Annotated in this window: 11 protein-coding genes; 6 read left to right on the top strand and 5 right to left on the bottom strand. The window is 65.9% G+C overall.

What is annotated here, in order from left to right; genetic code table 11:
- Positions 1–78: 78 nt before the first annotated feature.
- On the bottom strand, positions 79–2,166 hold the full coding sequence (locus AAHK20_RS15685) for a YadA family autotransporter adhesin (protein ID WP_449182389.1): 2,088 nt from the start codon (positions 2,164–2,166) through the stop codon (positions 79–81).
- A gap of 343 nt (positions 2,167–2,509) precedes the next feature.
- Between AAHK20_RS15685 and AAHK20_RS15680 the strand changes: the two genes are divergently transcribed.
- The gene (locus AAHK20_RS15680) at positions 2,510–5,092 is read left to right on the top strand and encodes a penicillin-binding protein 1A (RefSeq protein WP_449182388.1); all 2,583 of its coding nucleotides are present in this window, start codon (positions 2,510–2,512) and stop codon (positions 5,090–5,092) included.
- Positions 5,093–5,212: 120 nt separating this feature from the next.
- Here the strand turns inward: AAHK20_RS15680 and araD are convergent, their stop codons facing one another.
- The 4 genes from araD to AAHK20_RS15660 form a co-directional block, all read right to left on the bottom strand.
- A complete protein-coding gene (gene araD / locus AAHK20_RS15675) occupies positions 5,213–6,973 on the bottom strand; it encodes an L-arabinonate dehydratase (protein ID WP_449182489.1) in 1,761 nt (586 codons plus the stop codon).
- A gap of 13 nt (positions 6,974–6,986) precedes the next feature.
- Positions 6,987–8,567: an aldehyde dehydrogenase (NADP(+)) gene (locus tag AAHK20_RS15670; RefSeq protein WP_449182387.1), complete on the bottom strand. Its 1,581-nt coding sequence runs from the start codon at positions 8,565–8,567 to the stop codon at positions 6,987–6,989.
- Positions 8,568–8,591: 24 nt separating this feature from the next.
- Entirely contained in the window at positions 8,592–9,533 is a 942-nt protein-coding gene (locus AAHK20_RS15665; RefSeq protein WP_449182386.1) for a dihydrodipicolinate synthase family protein, read from the bottom strand.
- A 164-nt stretch (positions 9,534–9,697) separates the two neighbouring features.
- Positions 9,698–10,645, bottom strand: coding sequence for an SMP-30/gluconolactonase/LRE family protein (locus tag AAHK20_RS15660; RefSeq protein WP_449182385.1), 948 nt, complete (start codon positions 10,643–10,645; stop codon positions 9,698–9,700).
- Between the two features lie 256 nt (positions 10,646–10,901).
- Between AAHK20_RS15660 and hyi the strand changes: the two genes are divergently transcribed.
- The 5 genes from hyi to AAHK20_RS15635 all read left to right on the top strand — a co-directional run bounded on the left by hyi (position 10,902) and on the right by AAHK20_RS15635 (position 15,704).
- Positions 10,902–11,690 carry a hydroxypyruvate isomerase gene (hyi, locus tag AAHK20_RS15655; RefSeq protein ID WP_449182384.1) on the top strand — a complete coding sequence of 263 codons (789 nt, stop codon included), beginning with the start codon at positions 10,902–10,904 and terminating at the stop codon, positions 11,688–11,690.
- Positions 11,691–11,731: 41 nt separating this feature from the next.
- Positions 11,732–12,625 (top strand): 2-hydroxy-3-oxopropionate reductase, encoded by an 894-nt coding sequence (glxR, locus tag AAHK20_RS15650; RefSeq protein ID WP_449182383.1) that lies wholly within the window; start codon positions 11,732–11,734, stop codon positions 12,623–12,625.
- Between the two features lie 178 nt (positions 12,626–12,803).
- Complete coding sequence (locus AAHK20_RS15645; RefSeq protein WP_449182488.1) at positions 12,804–14,060, top strand: MFS transporter; 1,257 nt, start codon at positions 12,804–12,806, stop codon at positions 14,058–14,060.
- A gap of 35 nt (positions 14,061–14,095) precedes the next feature.
- Positions 14,096–14,908, top strand: coding sequence for an NAD-dependent epimerase/dehydratase family protein (locus tag AAHK20_RS15640; RefSeq protein ID WP_449182382.1), 813 nt, complete (start codon positions 14,096–14,098; stop codon positions 14,906–14,908).
- 28 nt (positions 14,909–14,936) lie between these two features.
- Positions 14,937–15,704, top strand: coding sequence for an HpcH/HpaI aldolase family protein (locus tag AAHK20_RS15635; protein ID WP_449182381.1), 768 nt, complete (start codon positions 14,937–14,939; stop codon positions 15,702–15,704).
- Positions 15,705–15,708 lie beyond the last annotated feature (4 nt).

The raw sequence follows: 15,708 nt of genomic DNA, 5'->3' as shown, positions 1-15,708 counted from the left end.
TGACGCTACCGCCGCAGCGTCGGATTGAAGCACTGCATCCGCTTCAACGCGGCTGCAGCGCCCGGCGAACGCCTATCCCTACCACTGATATCCCCCGCCGGCGACCACGCCATATTCGCCTCGGCTGCTGGTGTTGCCGGAGGCTTTGATCACCCACTTGTTATCTCGCGTCACGTGCGACACCCCGATTGCCATGCCCGCCTGCCCGCCGTATCCCGAGCCCGCGACCGAGACCATGCTCTTGCCGGGAGCCGTCGGTTGCGGCAGGCCTGCGACGGCCATTGCGGCCGCGGTGCCGCCGAAGGCATCTTTGCGGGCGCTGCTGATGCTGTTGTTCATCTGCTGCAGGTTGACTGCGTCGGTTGCCGCCGTGCCGGGCGCCACGTTGGTGATCTGACGCTCGTTGCCCGCCGAGCCCACCGAGACGGCTTGCGCCCGATCGGCCACCGACCCCGCGCCCAGCGCAACCGAATTGGCGCCCGTTGCCGACGAGCCCTGTCCGATTGCCGTCGCGTTGCTGCCCGACGCGGATGCGCCCTGCCCGGCCGCGGTGCTGTTGCTGCCCGTTGCCGACGAGGTTTGCCCCGCCGCCATGCTGTTGGCGCCCGACGCATTGCCCCAATCGTCGGCAGGCGTCACGGCGGCGTTGTTCGTCGCGTCGGAGCCGCCGGTCGCCGCCGGGTTTTGTTCGAGGAGGGTGACGCGACTGTCCATGTGGCTCATCTGGTCGCCCACCGCCGCCATCCACCCGTCGACGTTCTGTTGCAACGTGTAGAACTGCCCGCCGTTGACGGCCTGCATGCTGTTTGCCGCAATGAGACCCGGCGCAACGTTGTCGAGCACCGTGCCGCCGACGCCCCCGAGCGTCACGCTCGCGAGCGTCAGATCGTCGTACACGACCGCGCCCAGCGCTTTGCCCGTGGGGTCGACGAGCCCCGTCGCCTTCAATTGCGCGAGCGTCACGGCGTCCGAATCGTCGGTGCCGTTCGCGACGTTGGTCAGCCTGCGTGCGCCGCCGGTCCCGGCGAAGCTGACCGTGCTCCCGCCCGTTCCCTGAGCCACCGTGATGCTGCCGCTTACCGGGTCTTGCTGAACGAGCCCCAGTGAGCCGCTCTCGAGTCCGGCCATGATCGACTGGAGGTTGCTGATGTCGCCTTCGTTCACCGTCACGCGATTGCCCAGCGCATCGATGGACGCGGAATTCGCGGCGATGTTGACTGTGTTCTGGGTCACGGCATCGTTGGTCAGCTTCAATTGACGGACGTTGACCGCATCGGTTGCGTTCACGCCGTCGTTGACGTTGACGATACGGCGTTCACCGCCCACCTTGCCGACCGATACCGTATTGCTCTGCGTCGCGAGGGAGCCGCTGCCGAGCGCAACCGCATTTGTGCCGCCGCTGACCGTGGCCCCGTTGCCGATCGCAGTCGAGTTGGCCGAATTGATGCCGATCGCCGCACCGGTACCGATTGCCACGGTATTCGGCGACGACAGGGAGACGTACGCGCCAACCGCGACGGCCGATGCGGCGCTGACGGTTGTGTCGTAACCCACGACCGTCGCGCCCTCTCCCGATGCCATCGCATTGCCGCCAAGCACGATGCTGTCGCCGCTGTGCGCGAAAGCGCCGTAGCCCGCGACGAGGTTGGCGTCGCCGAAGCTATAAGCGCCGTCGCCGATCAAAACCGTGCCTTCGCCGGTAACGCCAGGATTGGATTTGGAGCTGCCGACGACGGCGTTCCGTCCGATCACGATGACGCCTTCGCCGGTGTTGTTGACCCAGGCGCTGTCGCCGATAGCCACGTTGCCCGCGCCCGTACTCGCCCGCGCGTTGTTGCCGATGGCGATGGCGTTGGTTCCGGATGCCGTCGCGGCGGGCCCGCCATGGTTGACCTTGACGTAGGTGTCGTCGAGCGTGGCGCCCAAGCTCGCTGAACGCACGGCCGTGTCGGGCGAAGCTGCGGCTGCGCAAATGCCGTTTTCGTTGTCGTCCTCCGGCTGGCAGGCTTCACCGGCGAACGACGATCCGGCCGTTGCCGCCGAGATCAGCACCGCCGCGAATCCGGCGGATTTTCTAGTGCGCTTGCCGTGCGCTTGCGCCGTATTGGCGAGTGCATGCCAAGCTTGGACCACGGCATGCCGGACGACTCCATAGACCTTGTTCATATCCGTTCCTCGTTTTTCTATCCATTCGGCATCCTTATCGTTGAATTTGGCGATTGATTGTCGCTCTCTAGAGATCTCACCTTACATGCGGCTAACTAAGAAGGCGGCGTGGTGACCTGCTCTCAACATCAGAAAGCGACGATATATTTTCTGGGAACTAGGAACAATCCTATTGGCGGATAGTACAAATCAGACAGCCATCGTGATATCGCGCGATAAGAAATGATCGCGAGGCGCTGGGCGAACGCCGTGGCGGCGCTGCTTAGCCGAATCCCGAATGGCGGACGGCGCCAGCGCCGCGTTTTGGTACGATGCACGCTTTCCCAGCCGACCCCGTGCCCGCGTGAGCCGCCGATTCGTTTCACTTGTTCGCAGCCATATATCGACCTGGCTCGCCCGCATCAAACCCGTTATCGCAACCGCTGTCGTAAGCGGATCGGCACGGCTGCAGCCGCTTGCCGCAACCGGCTGCGCGCTCCTCAAACGCGCGCTGGCCGCGGCGCTGTTCCACCTGCGCCACCCCACGCGGCGCGGCGTGGCGCTCGCCATCGCCGCCGTCCCCGCGGCCTTCGTCCTATACGTGCTGCTCTTGATCCCGTTCACGCCGAGCATCGGGGACATCCGCAAGGCGCGCGTCGATGAGCCCGCGCAGATCATGTCGGCAGACGGCAAGCTGCTCGCCGAATTCAAGCCGAGCAACCGCGACTGGGTGACGCTCGCGCAAATCTCGCCGCATATGGTGGATGCGCTGATCTCGACCGAGGACCACCGTTTCTACGAGCATCACGGCATCGACTTTCGCCGCACGGCGTCGGCGGCGCTGCATACGTTCTCGGGCGATCGCCAGGGCGGCTCGACCGTCACGCAACAGCTTGCCCGCAATCTCTATCCCGACGAGATCGGCCGCGCCCCGACCCTCACCCGCAAGCTCAAGGAAGCGATCACCGCGTTCAAGATCGAAGCGGTGTACAGCAAGCAACAGATTCTCGAAACGTACCTGAACACGGTGCCGTTTCTCTACAACGCATACGGCGTCGAGATGGCCGCGCGCACCTATTTCGGCAAATCGGCCGACCAGCTCGACATCCTCGAAAGCGCGACGCTCACCGGCATGCTCAAGGGCAACAGCTACTACAACCCGGTGCTGAACCCCGAGCGCGCGTTGCAGCGGCGCAATACCGTGCTCGCGCAAATGGTCAAGTACGGCAAGCTCACGCCCGCCGCGTATGCGGTGCTGCAAAAGAAGCCGCTGCGCCTCGATTTCGAACGGCAGGTCGAGCCGCCGGGCCCCGCGCCTCACTTCGCGCAGCAATTGCGCAAGTGGCTGATCGCCTGGGCCGATCGCAACGACTACAACATCTACTCCGACGGTCTCGTGGTCCGCACCACGATCGACTCGCGCCTGCAGGCGATGGCGACCCAGGCGGTCAGCTCGCAAGGCAACCAGCTGCAATCGATCGCGAACGGGGCGTGGAATTCGCGCACCGGCTGTGCGCCGGGCAACGATCTGTTCAAGACGTTCATGCGCGAAACGCCCGAATATCGCGCGGCGAAAGACGCGGGACAAGGCGACGAGGCGGCGCTCAAGCAGCTGAGCGCCGACAGCGGCTTCATGCGCAAGCTGTGCAAGGACAAGAACGACGTGCAGGCGGGCTTCATCGCGATCGACCCGCGCAATGGACAAATCAAGGCGTGGGTCGGCAGCCGCGATTTCGGCGACGAGCCCTACGACCACGTGCAGCAGGCGCGCCGCCAGCCCGGCTCGACCTTCAAGCCGTTCGTCTACGGCGCCGCCTTCGCGGACGGCGCCAAACCGGACGACACCTTCATCGATCAACCGGTGGCGATCACGCTGACGGGTGGCGAAATCTGGCGTCCGAACGACGACGTGCCGCCGAGCGGCCGCCCGATGACACTGCGCGATGCGCTCGCGTTCTCGCGCAACCGCATCACCGCGCAATTGATGGAAAGCGTCGGACCGTCCAAGGTCGTGCGCGTGGCGCGCGCCATGGGGGTGCGCGACAGCGAGCTCAATCCGGTGCCGTCGCTGGCGCTGGGCACGAGCCCGGTCACGCTCAAGGAAATGGTCTCGGGCTACGCCACCATCGCGAACGATGGCGCCTATCTCGAGCCGCGCATGGTCACCCGCATCGAAGATCACAACGGCAACGTGCTGGCCGAGTTCGAGCCTGCGTCGCCGGAACGGGCGTTGCCGGTTGCCGCCACGCAAACGCTCATCGACGTCATGCGAAGCGTCGTCGATCGCGGCACCGGCTCGGCCATCCGCACGCGGTTCGGCATCCGCGCGGACGTCGCGGGCAAGACCGGAACGACCCAAGACAATGCGGACGGGTGGTTCATCCTGATGGACCCGCAACTGGTCGCCGGCGCCTGGGTCGGCTTCGACGACGGCCGCGTGACGCTCGGCAGCGACTACTGGGGGCAAGGCGCGCACAGCGCGTTGCCGATCGTCGGCGATTTCTTCCAGCGGGCGTTGCGCGCACGGATCGTCGATCCGCGCGCGAAGTTCATGACGGAACCGCAGCCAAGCGCATTCGATCAGTTCCGCGACAAGCTGCGTGCCTGGATCGACGCCCTGTTCGGCGCGAAGCCGAAGCCGGAAGCGCCGCCCGTCCGGCGTTCGCCGCAGCGGACGAATCCGGCGCCCGTCGTAGCCGAAACCGCCGAGCCTGCATCGGTTCCGGCTTCAGGCGTCGCGGCTTCGGGCGGGCCCGCCGCGCTGCCGCCGATTCTTCCGTCTCCGTCCGAGGCGGCCAGCGCTGCCGCTCAGGCTCCTGGCGCGCTCCCCGTTGAAGAGCCGGGGTCGACGCCTACGCCGACACCCGATACGCCCGAGGACACATCACACGCGACGCCGGGTGAACCTGCACAGACACCCGTCCAGGCCAATCCGCAAGACCACTAGATTCCGGAACGACCCTGATCTGACGCTCGACCTGCCCGTGGGCCTGTCCGTCGCTGCAGCCGGTTACTGCGCTATCGCGTCCGCTTGGGATTCCCTCGCCCAAGCGGACACACTTCCGAATCAATGAATTTCCGGCTCCCCGGCTTGACCGCCGGCGCCGCATTGGCCCGCTCCTTCGCGCTGCAGGAAATCGAAGTCGCAGCCCTTGTCGGCCTGCATCACGTGGATCTGGTGCATCGCGCCGTAGCCGCGCGTGAAGCGCGGCGCCGGGGCCACCCACGCGGCCTTGCGGCGCGCGAGTTCCTCGTCGGAGATCAGCACGTTCAGCTTGCGGGCCGGCACGTCGAGCTCGATCAGATCGCCGTCCTTGACGAGCGCCAGCGGCCCGCCGATGAACGATTCGGGCGCCACGTGCAGCACGCACGCGCCGTAGCTCGTACCGCTCATGCGCGCGTCTGAAATGCGCAGCATGTCGCGCACGCCCTTTTGCAGCAGCTTCTTCGGAATCGGCAACTGCCCCCACTCCGGCATGCCCGGCGCGCCGATCGGCCCCGCGTGCTGCAGCACGATCACGCTGTTTTCGTCGACGTCGAGCGCTTCGTCGTCGATGCGCGCCGACATATCGTTGTAGTCCTTGAACACCACGGCGCGACCGGTGTGCACATGCAGCCGAGCCTCGGCCGCGCCCGGCTTGATCACCGCGCCATCCGGCGCGAGATTGCCGCGCAGGACGGCCAGCCCCGTATCCGGCATCAGCGGCGCGTTGCGGCGCAGGATCACTTCGTCGTTGAAGATTTCCGCATCGGCGATGTTTTCGGCGAGCGTCTTGCCGTTCACCGTGCGCTGCGTACCGTCGATCAGATCGCCCAGCTCCTTCAACATCGCGCGCAAGCCGCCCGCGTAGTAGAAGTCTTCCATCAGGTATTTGCCGGTCGGACGGATATTCGCGAGCACCGGCGTGCGGCGCGAGATGTTGTCGTAGCGGCCGAGCGTGAGGTCGATGCCCGCGCGGCGCGCGAGCGCGATCATGTGCACGATCGCGTTGGTCGAGCCCGACAGAGCAAGGCACGTCGTCACCGCGTTATCGACTGAGCCTGCCGTGATGAGGTCGGATGGCTTCAAGTCTTCCCACACCATCTCGACGATGCGCATCCCCGTTTTCGCGGACATCTGCGCGTGGCGCGAATCGGCGGCCGGAATCGAGGCGAAACCCGGCAAGGTGAAGCCGAGCGCTTCGGCGGCGCTCGTCATCGTCGAGGCGGTGCCCATCGTCATGCAGTGGCCCGGCGAGCGCGCGATGCCGCCTTCCACGCCCTTCCAGTCGTCCTCGGTGATGTTGCCCGCGCGCAGGTCCGCCCAGTACTTCCAGGTGTCGGAACCGGAGCCGAGCGTGCGGCCGTTCCAGTTGCCGTTGAGCATCGGGCCGGCCGGCAGGAAGATCGCCGGCAAGTCCATCGAGATCGCGCCCATCAGCAGCGCCGGGGTGGTCTTGTCGCAGCCGCCCATCAGCACGACGCCATCGGCCGGATACGAGCGCAGCGTCTCCTCGACTTCCATCGCGAGGAAGTTGCGATAGAGCATCGTGGTCGGTTTCTGGAACGGTTCGGAGAGCGTCTGCACCGGCAGCTCGATCGGGAAGCCGCCCGCCTGCCAGATGCCGCGCTTGACCTCTTCCACGCGCTGCTTGAAGTGCGTGTGGCACGGATTGATCTCGCTCCACGTATTGAGGATCGCGATCACCGGCTTGCCCGCAAACTCCTCGCGGCTGTAGCCCATCTGCGCGGTGCGCGAACGATGGCCGAACGAGCGCAGGTCGTTGACGCCATACCAGCGATGGCTGCGCAGTTCCTCGGGTGTCTTTCTCTTCGTGCTCACTTCGATTGCTCCAGAAAATTCAGCGGCGCTCGAGTTCCCCGTCGCGCAGACGCCAGAGGCCCAGCGGGTTGTCGTCGCGCAGCGCTTCGGGCAGCAGCTCCGCCGGCAAGTCCTGATAGCAGACAGGCCGCAAAAATCGCTCGATCGCCATCGAGCCGACCGAAGTCGTGCGGGCGTCGGAGGTCGCGGGGAACGGGCCGCCGTGGACCATCGCGTACGACACCTCGACGCCGGTCGGAAAACCATTCGCGAGGATGCGCCCCGCCTTGCGTTCGAGCGTCGGCAAGAGGCGCTGCGCGAGCGCGTAGTCCTCGCGATCGATCTGGAGCGTGGCGGTCAACTGCCCTTCCAGATGCTCGGCGACGCGCGACAACTCGTCCACGTCGCGGCACGCGACGATCAACGACGAGGGCCCGAAAATCTCGTCCTGCAAATGCTCGTTCGCGAGGAATTGCGCGGCAGTCGTGCGAAAGAGCGCGGCGCGTGCTGCGCAGTGCGCGTCGCTTGACGCGCCGTCGGCTACGCGCGTCACGTCGGCCGTTTCCGCGCGCGCGTCGATCCCGTCCTGGTAGGCGGCAGCGATGCCCGCGGTCAACATCGTCTGTGCGGTTTTCTGCGTGAGGCCGCGTGCCGCCGCGTCGACGAAGCGGTCGAGCTCGGCGCTTTCGAGTGCGATCAACAAGCCGGGATTGGTGCAGAACTGGCCGACGCCGAGCGTGAGCGAATCGACGAACCCTTGAGCGATCGCCTCGCCTCGCGCGGCCAATGCGGCCGGGAGCAGGAACACCGGATTGACGCTGCTCATCTCCGCATAGACCGGAATCGGCTCCTTGCGGCGTGCGGCGATGCCGACCAAGGCAAGACCGCCGCGGCGCGAACCCGTGAAGCCGACTGCCTTGATCGCCGGATGCGCGACGAGCGCCTCGCCCACTTCGTTACCCGCGCCGATCAAGAGCGAGAACACGCCCTCGGGCAAACCGCTGTCGGCGACGGCCTTCTGGATGGCCCGGCCGACCAGCTCCGATGTGCCCAAGTGAGCCGGATGCGCCTTCACGACCACCGGACACCCCGCCGCGAGCGCCGAGGCCGTATCGCCGCCCGCGACAGAAAACGCGAGCGGGAAATTGCTCGCGCCGAACACCGCAACCGGGCCGAAACCGATCTTCTGCGCACGCAGATCGGAGCGCGGCAGAGGCTTGCGCTCCGGCAACGCCGAATCGAGCACCGCGCCGCACCAGCGGCCGTCGCGCACGAGCGACCCAAAGAGCTTCAACTGTCCGACCGTGCGGCCGCGCTCGCCTTCGAGACGCGCCTTCGGCAAGGCCGATTCGATATGGGCGCGCTCGATCAGCGCATCGCCCAACGCCAGGATATTGTCGGCAATCGATTCGAGCAGACGCGCGCGCGCTTCGAGCGGGGCCGCGCGAAACGCATCGAACGCGTGCGCCGCCAGCTCACAGGCACGCGCGACATCCGCTGCGCCGCCCGCGCCGAACACGGGCTCGATCTCCTGATTGCGCGCCGGATCGAACGCGCGCAGCGTCCCTTGCGCGCCTCGTACCGCCGAAGCGCCTAACAACATTTCACCTGTAATTTGCATCGCGTCCCCTTCTTTTAGTCGATGTCAGGCGTCGCAACTTTCCGCCACGACGCTCCGCTCGAAGTCTAACAACGCCTGCGCCGCCGCGCGGACCGCCGCGTGATGCTCTTGCGGCGTCGTGCTGAGCAGCGGCAGCATCGCGCCCATGTCGGCGAGGCCCGAGAACGTCACGGCGTCGTGCAGGACGCGGATCAGCGAAATCTCGTCGCGCAGCGTTTCGAGCGGCATGAAGGCGTCGTAGAGGCGCTGGGCGTCGGCGTCGCGCCCTTCGCGCGCCGCGCGCAGCAACTCGGCGACCGAGCGCGGCGCAATGCAGCCGGAACCCGTCGTCCACGCCGCGAGGCCGAAGTCGCGCAGGTGAGTCAGCGCCGGACGCTCGCCCATCCCCGACACGACGCGCGCCGGGTTCACGCTCTGCAGCAGACGGCGCAGATAAGGATCGTCCGCCGGGTTCTCGCGCACGATCGCGTACTTCACGGCGGCCAGCGTGCCGCCATCGACGAGGCGCGCGAGCGTATCGATGTCGACGTAGCTCTCGCTCTTGACGTAAAGCGTGAGCGGAATGCCCGCGGTGTCCGCGATTCGCTTGAGCCCCGCCTCGACGCCTTCGGGCGTCGTGAAGCCCGCGAGCGGCAGCACCATGGCCGTGCGATACGCGGTTTGGGAGAGGATGCGCGCTTGATCGAGCATCTTGCCGAAGTCGGGGCCGATCGACGGAATCACCCGGGTTTCGGGCCCGGCGCTCTCCGCCAGCATGTCAAGCAACTCGCGATACTCGCTCACCGCGACGTGGTAGAAGTTCGCGTTGCCGCCGTAGAGCAGCGTACGCACGCCGCCGCGCTCGATATGGCGGATCAGCTTTTGATTCTCGGCGACGTCGAGCGACAGGTCAGCGCGGCGCGCAAGAGGCGGCACCGCCATGACGGTCGAGGCGAACTCGCTCTCGACGATTGGGGACACATTCATGAGGTCTCGTACCGGATTGTGTTTTCGGACAGGCTCAAAGGTAGCACCGCCCTTGAAATGTTGTCAAACAACATTGGTCGACTTGCCGAACAAATCCATTCGATACATCCGTTCAAGGCGAAGCGCGCCGTGGTGCGCAAGTCATGCCGACGCTTCGCCCGCCTTCAAAGCACCCCGCCGTATGCCGTCTCCGCACACCCCGACACGCCAGGACGGACCGCGAACACATGCCCGTCGTGCTCAGTTGCGCCTTGATCCGGCCGGATCGACGTGATGAACAACGTGTCGAGATCGCGGCCGCCGAACGCGCACATCGCGGGTTTCATGGCCGGCAATTCGATCTGCCGGTCGAGCTTGCCCTGCGGCGTGAAGCGCAGCACGCGGCCGGCGTCGTTGGCGCAGATCCAGTAGCAGCCGTGCACGTCGATCGCCGCGCCGTCGGGGCGGCCCACGTAGTCGTGCAAATCGGCGAACACACGGCGGCGGCTCGGCTCGCCCGTTTCGCCGTCGTAGTCGAATGCCCAGATCACGCGCTTCGAGGTGTGCGAGTCCGATAGATACATCGTGCGGCCGTCAGGCGACCACGCGAGCCCGTTCTGGACGATCAGCGCATCGACGACCGGCGCGGACAGCCTGCCCGACGTGTCGAACCGGAACAGACCGCCGACGGGCCGCGCCGCCGTGGTGTCCTGAAACATCGTGCCGGCCCAGAAGCGCCCCTCGCGATCGCAGCGCCCATCGTTGAAGCGCATGTTGGGCAGCGCGAACTCGGGCGCGGCCAGCTTTCTCACCTCAGCCGCTTGGCTGCCATCAGCCGCGCCGCCTTCCGGAAGCGTCACCGAAAAGAGCCCCGTTTCCAGACCCGCGATCAATCCGCCGGCGGCGCCGAACGCAAAACACGCGACGCGTTCCGGCAACACCCATTCGGTCCGCGTGCCCGCATCCGGTTGCATGCGGATGATCTTTTGCCGCGGGATGTCGACCCAGTAAAGCGCTTGCTGCTGCGCATGCCACACGGGGCTCTCGCCGACCAGCGCGGGCGTCGCGCCCGCGGCTTCCACACGCTCGGCGCGCAGGCTCGGGCCCGCGCTTGCCGCTGCTTCCATTGCCATCCAGTTCTCCTCCCAACGGGTCCTTAAGACAAAAACGATCGACGCGATGTCAGATCGCGCCGACCGTTTTCATTGTTGCTATACAACATTGGTCAGGTCAAGCGAGCGGGTTGTGCTCACATCAGGGAAAGCCCCAATTTTTATCACACTTGCTTGACAACTTTCCCGACAGAAAGCGATGATGCCTTACATCGCGAGCGGGACGGCAGCCCATCTGCCCTACCCGGCTGGCGGCACGTTTGCAGCGAGACATCCCATGACGAAATTCTGCGCGAACCTCACGATGCTGTTCGGCGAGGCCGACTTTCCGGACCGCTTCGCAGCGGCCGCCCGTGCCGGCTTCAAAGGCGTCGAATACCTCTTTCCCTACGCATACGACAAATCCCAGCTAGGCGATCTGCTGGGCCAGCACGGCTTGACACAAGTCCTTCACAACTTGCCCGCAGGCGACTGGGCGGGCGGCGAGCGCGGCATTGCGTGCCTGCCGGATCGGGTGGGCGAATTCCAGGACGGGGTCGGAAAAGCAATCGAGTACGCTCGGGCGCTCGGCTGCAAGCAATTGAACGTGCTCGCGGGCATCGCTCCGGCCGGCGTCGCGGCGGACACAATTCGCGACACCTTCGTGGCCAACGTCAAGTTCGCCGCGTCCGAACTGGCCGCCGCCGGCATCCGCCTGCTGATCGAGCCGATCAACACCTATGACATCCCCGGCTTCTATGTTTGCGGCACACAGCAGGCGCTCGATCTGATCGCCGCGAGCGGCAGCGACAACGTCTACCTGCAATACGACATCTATCACATGCAGCGCATGGAGGGCGAGCTGGCCGCGACCATCGCCAAGCACCTGCCCCGCATCGCGCACATCCAGCTTGCCGACAACCCAGGCCGCAACGAACCCGGAACCGGCGAGATCAACTATCCGTTCCTGTTTGCCCACCTCGACCGCATCGGCTACGGCGGCTGGGTGGGTTGCGAGTACAAGCCTGCGTCGACGACCGCCGCCGGCCTCGGCTGGGCTGCGGACTATCTTCAACCGGCCGCGTGAGCGGCACTTCACGGTGACTGGAGGTCACAAGGATTCTTAGCATGAGCAAGATCGGCTTTATCGGGCTCGGGATCATGGGCACCCCGATGGCACTGAACCTGCAAAAAGGCGGGCATCAGCTGTTCGCCTACACGCGCCGCACGGTCCCCGCCGAGCTGGTGGCGGCCGGCGCGACCGCTTGCGACAGCGCGAAGGCGGTCGCCCAGGCCGCCGACATCGTCATCACGATGGTGCCCGACACGCCCAACGTCGCTGACGCCCTTTTCGGCGAAAACGGCGTCGCCGCGGGCCTCACGCCCGGCAAGCTCGTGATCGACATGAGCTCGATCTCGCCGATCGAGACACAAGCGTTCGCGAAGAAGATCAACGCGCTGGGCTGCGACTATCTCGACGCGCCGGTGTCGGGCGGCGAGGTCGGCGCGAAGGCGGCGACGCTCACGATCATGGTGGGCGGCCCGCAAGCCGCGTTCGAGCGCGCCAAGCCGCTCTTCGAGCTGATGGGCAAGAACATCACGCTGGTCGGCGGCAACGGCGACGGTCAGACCGCCAAGGTCGCCAATCAGATCATCGTCGCGCTCAACATCGAGGCGGTTGGCGAGGCGCTGCTGTTCGCCGCCAAGGCGGGCGCCGATCCGGCCAAGGTGCGCGAAGCGCTGATGGGCGGCTTTGCATCGTCGCGCGTGCTCGAGGTGCACGGCGAACGCATGATCAAGCGCACTTTCGATCCGGGCTTTCGCATCGAGCTGCACCAGAAGGACCTCAATCTCGCGCTCGATTGCGCGCGCAGCCTTGGCATGGCCTTGCCCAATACCGCCGGCACGCAGCAGCTTTTCAATGCGTGTGCGGCGCAGGGCGGCAAGGCGTGGGATCACTCGGCGATCGTTCGCGCGCTCGAGTTGATGGCGAATTACACGACCGACACCCCCAAGGCTTGACGAGCGGAACGCCGTCACGGCGCGCGGCATAAGAAGCCGGAGTAACCGGCCGAGCCGCGCTTAAAAGTCAAAGACACAAACGCATGGCGCGCAAAGGAACCTGCACGCCATGCGCAGGAGACAATCAGTGAATCCCCGTCCGATCAAAGGTTTGCGGTGGTGGATAGTCGGGCTGCTCATGCTCGGCACCATCTTCAACTATCTCGCCCGCAGTTCGCTCTCCGTCGCCGCGCCGACGCTGATCGACAAGCTCCATATGTCGACGCAGCAATACGCCTACGTCGTTACCGCATTCCAAGCGGCCTATGCGCTCGCGCAACCGGTCGCCGGCTTCATCCTCGATTTCCTCGGCCTCAAGATTGGTTTCGCGATCTTCGCGCTGGCCTGGGCCGTGTCGAACATGCTGCACGGTCTCGCGACGAGCTGGCCGCTGCTCGCCGTGTTTCGCGGCATGCTCGGCATGAGCGAAGCCGCGATTTTTCCGGCCGGCATGAAGACGATCAGCCAATGGTTCCCGGCCAAGGAGCGCTCGGTGGCGACGGGCTGGCTCAATACGGGCACGTCGATCGGCGCAATGCTGGCCCCGCCGCTCGTCGTGTTCTGCATCCTCAAGTACAACTGGCAGATGGCGTTCGTCGTGACGGGCGGCACCGCGCTCGTTTGGGTCGTGCTGTGGCTCGTGTTCTTCCGCTCGCCTGACCAGCACCCGAAGCTGAGCGGCACGGAACGCGACTACATCCTCAGCGGCCAGGAGAACGCGAAGCGCAACGCGCACGGTAAGCGCCCCTCTTGGAAGGCCGTGCTCAAGACGCGCCGCTTCTGGGGCATCGGCATCGCCCGCATGCTCGCCGAACCGGCATGGCAGACCTTCGGCGCGTGGATTCCGCTGTACATGGTCATGGTCCGCCACATGAACCTGAAGGAAGTCGCGCTGTTCGCGTGGATGCCGTTCCTCGCGGCGGACCTCGGCTGCCTCGTCGGCGGCTACCTCGCGCCGTTCTTCATGCGCCGCTTCAACGTCTCGCTGATCGCCTCGCGCAAGCTCGTGATCGCGACCGGTGCGGTCTTGATGATCGGACCGGCATGCGTCGGTCTCGCGGCGAGCCCCTATGCGGCGATCGCGTTGTTCTGCGTCGGCACCTTCGCGCACCAGACGATCTCCGGTTCGCTCTTCACGCTTGCCTCGGATGTGTTCGGCCAGCACGAAGTCGCCACCGCCACCGGGCTTTCCGGCATGCTGGGCTATCTCGGCGCGACGATTTTCTCGTTGATCGTGGGCGCGCTTGCGAGCACGATCGGCTACAACCCGCTGTTCGTCTGCCTGATGCTGTTCGACGTGATCGGCGCCATCGTCGCGTGGCGGCTCATCGCGCTGGACGAACCGCCGCGGGGTGCACACGACGTGCTCGACGCCCTCCCCGCGTCGAGCCATTGACCCTCTCTCTCAGACTCCCCGTCAAGGATTCGCACATGAAAAAAATTGCATTGAGCGGCGCGGCAGGCCAGCTTGGCCGCGTGTTGCGCCAAGCGCTGCTGGAGCGCGGCGTGAACCTGCGCTCGGCGGCCGGCACGCGGCCGCTGGAACCGATGGTCGACGGCGAGGATGTCATGCATGGCGATCTGCGCGATCCGGCCGTGGTCGACCGGCTGCTCGAAGGCGTCGACGTGCTGATCCACATGGCGGGCACGAGCGTCGAGCGTCCGCTGCCGGAAATCATCGAGAACAATCTGCGCGGGCTTGTCGAAGTGTATGAAGGCGCGCGCCGTCATGGCGTGCGCCGCATCATCTTCGCAAGCTCCAATCACGCGATCGGCATGCACCCGGTCGAGGACAAGCTCGCGCTCGATTGCGATTTCCGCCCGGACGGCTTTTACGGGCTCAGCAAGATGTGGGGCGAAGGGCTCGCGCGCCTCTACTGGGACAAGCACGGCATCGAGAGCGTGTGCATCCGCATCGGCAGCTGCGTCGAGAAGCCGACGGAGTTCCGCCACTTGAGCACGTGGCTCGGCTTCGACGATCTGATGCAGTTGATCGAGCAGTCGATCGAGGTGCCCGATCTCGGCTTTCAGGTGGTCTGGGGCGTCTCGAACAACACGCGCAGCTACTGGGACAACTCGGGCGCCGCGCGCCTCGGCTACCAGCCGCGCCAGAACGCGGAAGACTACGCCGCGGAGATTCTCGCGAAGCCGAACCCGCTCGACGCCACCGCGCAGCGCTACCAAGGCGGCAGCTTCGCGAGCTTCGACTACACGCCGCAGGAACGCCGGAAACAGGCGCGCTGACGCTCGCCTTCACGCAAGGAGACGCACGATGAAGCTGCCCGACAACCCCTTCAAGCGCGCGCTTGCCGCAGGCAAGCAACAGATCGGCTTATGGTCGAGCCTCGCGAGCCACGGCTCGGTCGAACTGCTCGCCGGCGCCGGATTCGACTGGCTGCTGCTCGACATGGAGCACGCGCCGAACGAGCTGCCGATGGTGCATAGCCAACTGCAGGCGACAATGGGTTCCAGCACGCATCCGATCGTGCGGCCGCCCTGGAACGAGATGGTGACGATCAAGCGCCTGCTCGATATCGGCGTGCAGACGCTGTTGATCCCGTACGTCGAGACCGAAGAAGAAGCGCGCAACGCGGTGGCGTATACGCGCTATCCGCCGGAAGGCGTGCGCGGGTATGCGTCCGCATCGCGCGCTTCTGGGTTCGGCCGCGTGGCCGACTATCCGAAGCTGTGCGCAAGCGAGCTGTGCGTGCTCGTGCAGGTCGAGAGCCGGCTCGGACTGGACAATCTCGAGCGCATCGCGGCGGTCGAGGGCATCGACGGCGTGTTCATCGGCCCCGGCGATCTCGCGGCCGCGCTCGGTCATGTCGGCGAGATCAAGCATCCGGACGTGCAGGCGGTCGTCGAGGATTCGATCCGCCGCATCGTGGCGACAGGCAAGCCCGCCGGCATTCTGACGCCCGATGAAACGCTCGCGCGGCGCTATATCGAGCTTGGCTGCACGTTTACGGCGGTGGGTTCGGATGTGGGCCTTCTCGGGCGTGGCGCGGAGCAGCTTGCGGCGCGGTTCAAGAGCTCATGACGTG

Source organism: Trinickia camelliae, assembly GCF_053525655.1.
This window is presented reverse-complemented; position numbering and strand designations above follow the sequence as displayed.

What these genes read in the sequence shown, in the direction of transcription:
- AAHK20_RS15685 (WP_449182389.1), bottom strand. Translation starts at nt 2,166, where the DNA reads ATGAACAAGGTCTATGGAGTCGTCCGGCATGCCGTGGTCCAAGCTTGG.
- AAHK20_RS15670 (WP_449182387.1), bottom strand. Translation starts at nt 8,567, where the DNA reads ATGCAAATTACAGGTGAAATGTTGTTAGGCGCTTCGGCGGTACGAGGC.
- AAHK20_RS15665 (WP_449182386.1), bottom strand. Translation starts at nt 9,533, where the DNA reads ATGAATGTGTCCCCAATCGTCGAGAGCGAGTTCGCCTCGACCGTCATG.
- AAHK20_RS15660 (WP_449182385.1), bottom strand. Translation starts at nt 10,645, where the DNA reads ATGGCAATGGAAGCAGCGGCAAGCGCGGGCCCGAGCCTGCGCGCCGAG.
- hyi (WP_449182384.1), top strand. Translation starts at nt 10,902, where the DNA reads ATGACGAAATTCTGCGCGAACCTCACGATGCTGTTCGGCGAGGCCGAC.
- glxR (WP_449182383.1), top strand. Translation starts at nt 11,732, where the DNA reads ATGAGCAAGATCGGCTTTATCGGGCTCGGGATCATGGGCACCCCGATG.
- AAHK20_RS15645 (WP_449182488.1), top strand. Translation starts at nt 12,804, where the DNA reads ATGCTCGGCACCATCTTCAACTATCTCGCCCGCAGTTCGCTCTCCGTC.
- AAHK20_RS15640 (WP_449182382.1), top strand. Translation starts at nt 14,096, where the DNA reads ATGAAAAAAATTGCATTGAGCGGCGCGGCAGGCCAGCTTGGCCGCGTG.
- AAHK20_RS15635 (WP_449182381.1), top strand. Translation starts at nt 14,937, where the DNA reads ATGAAGCTGCCCGACAACCCCTTCAAGCGCGCGCTTGCCGCAGGCAAG.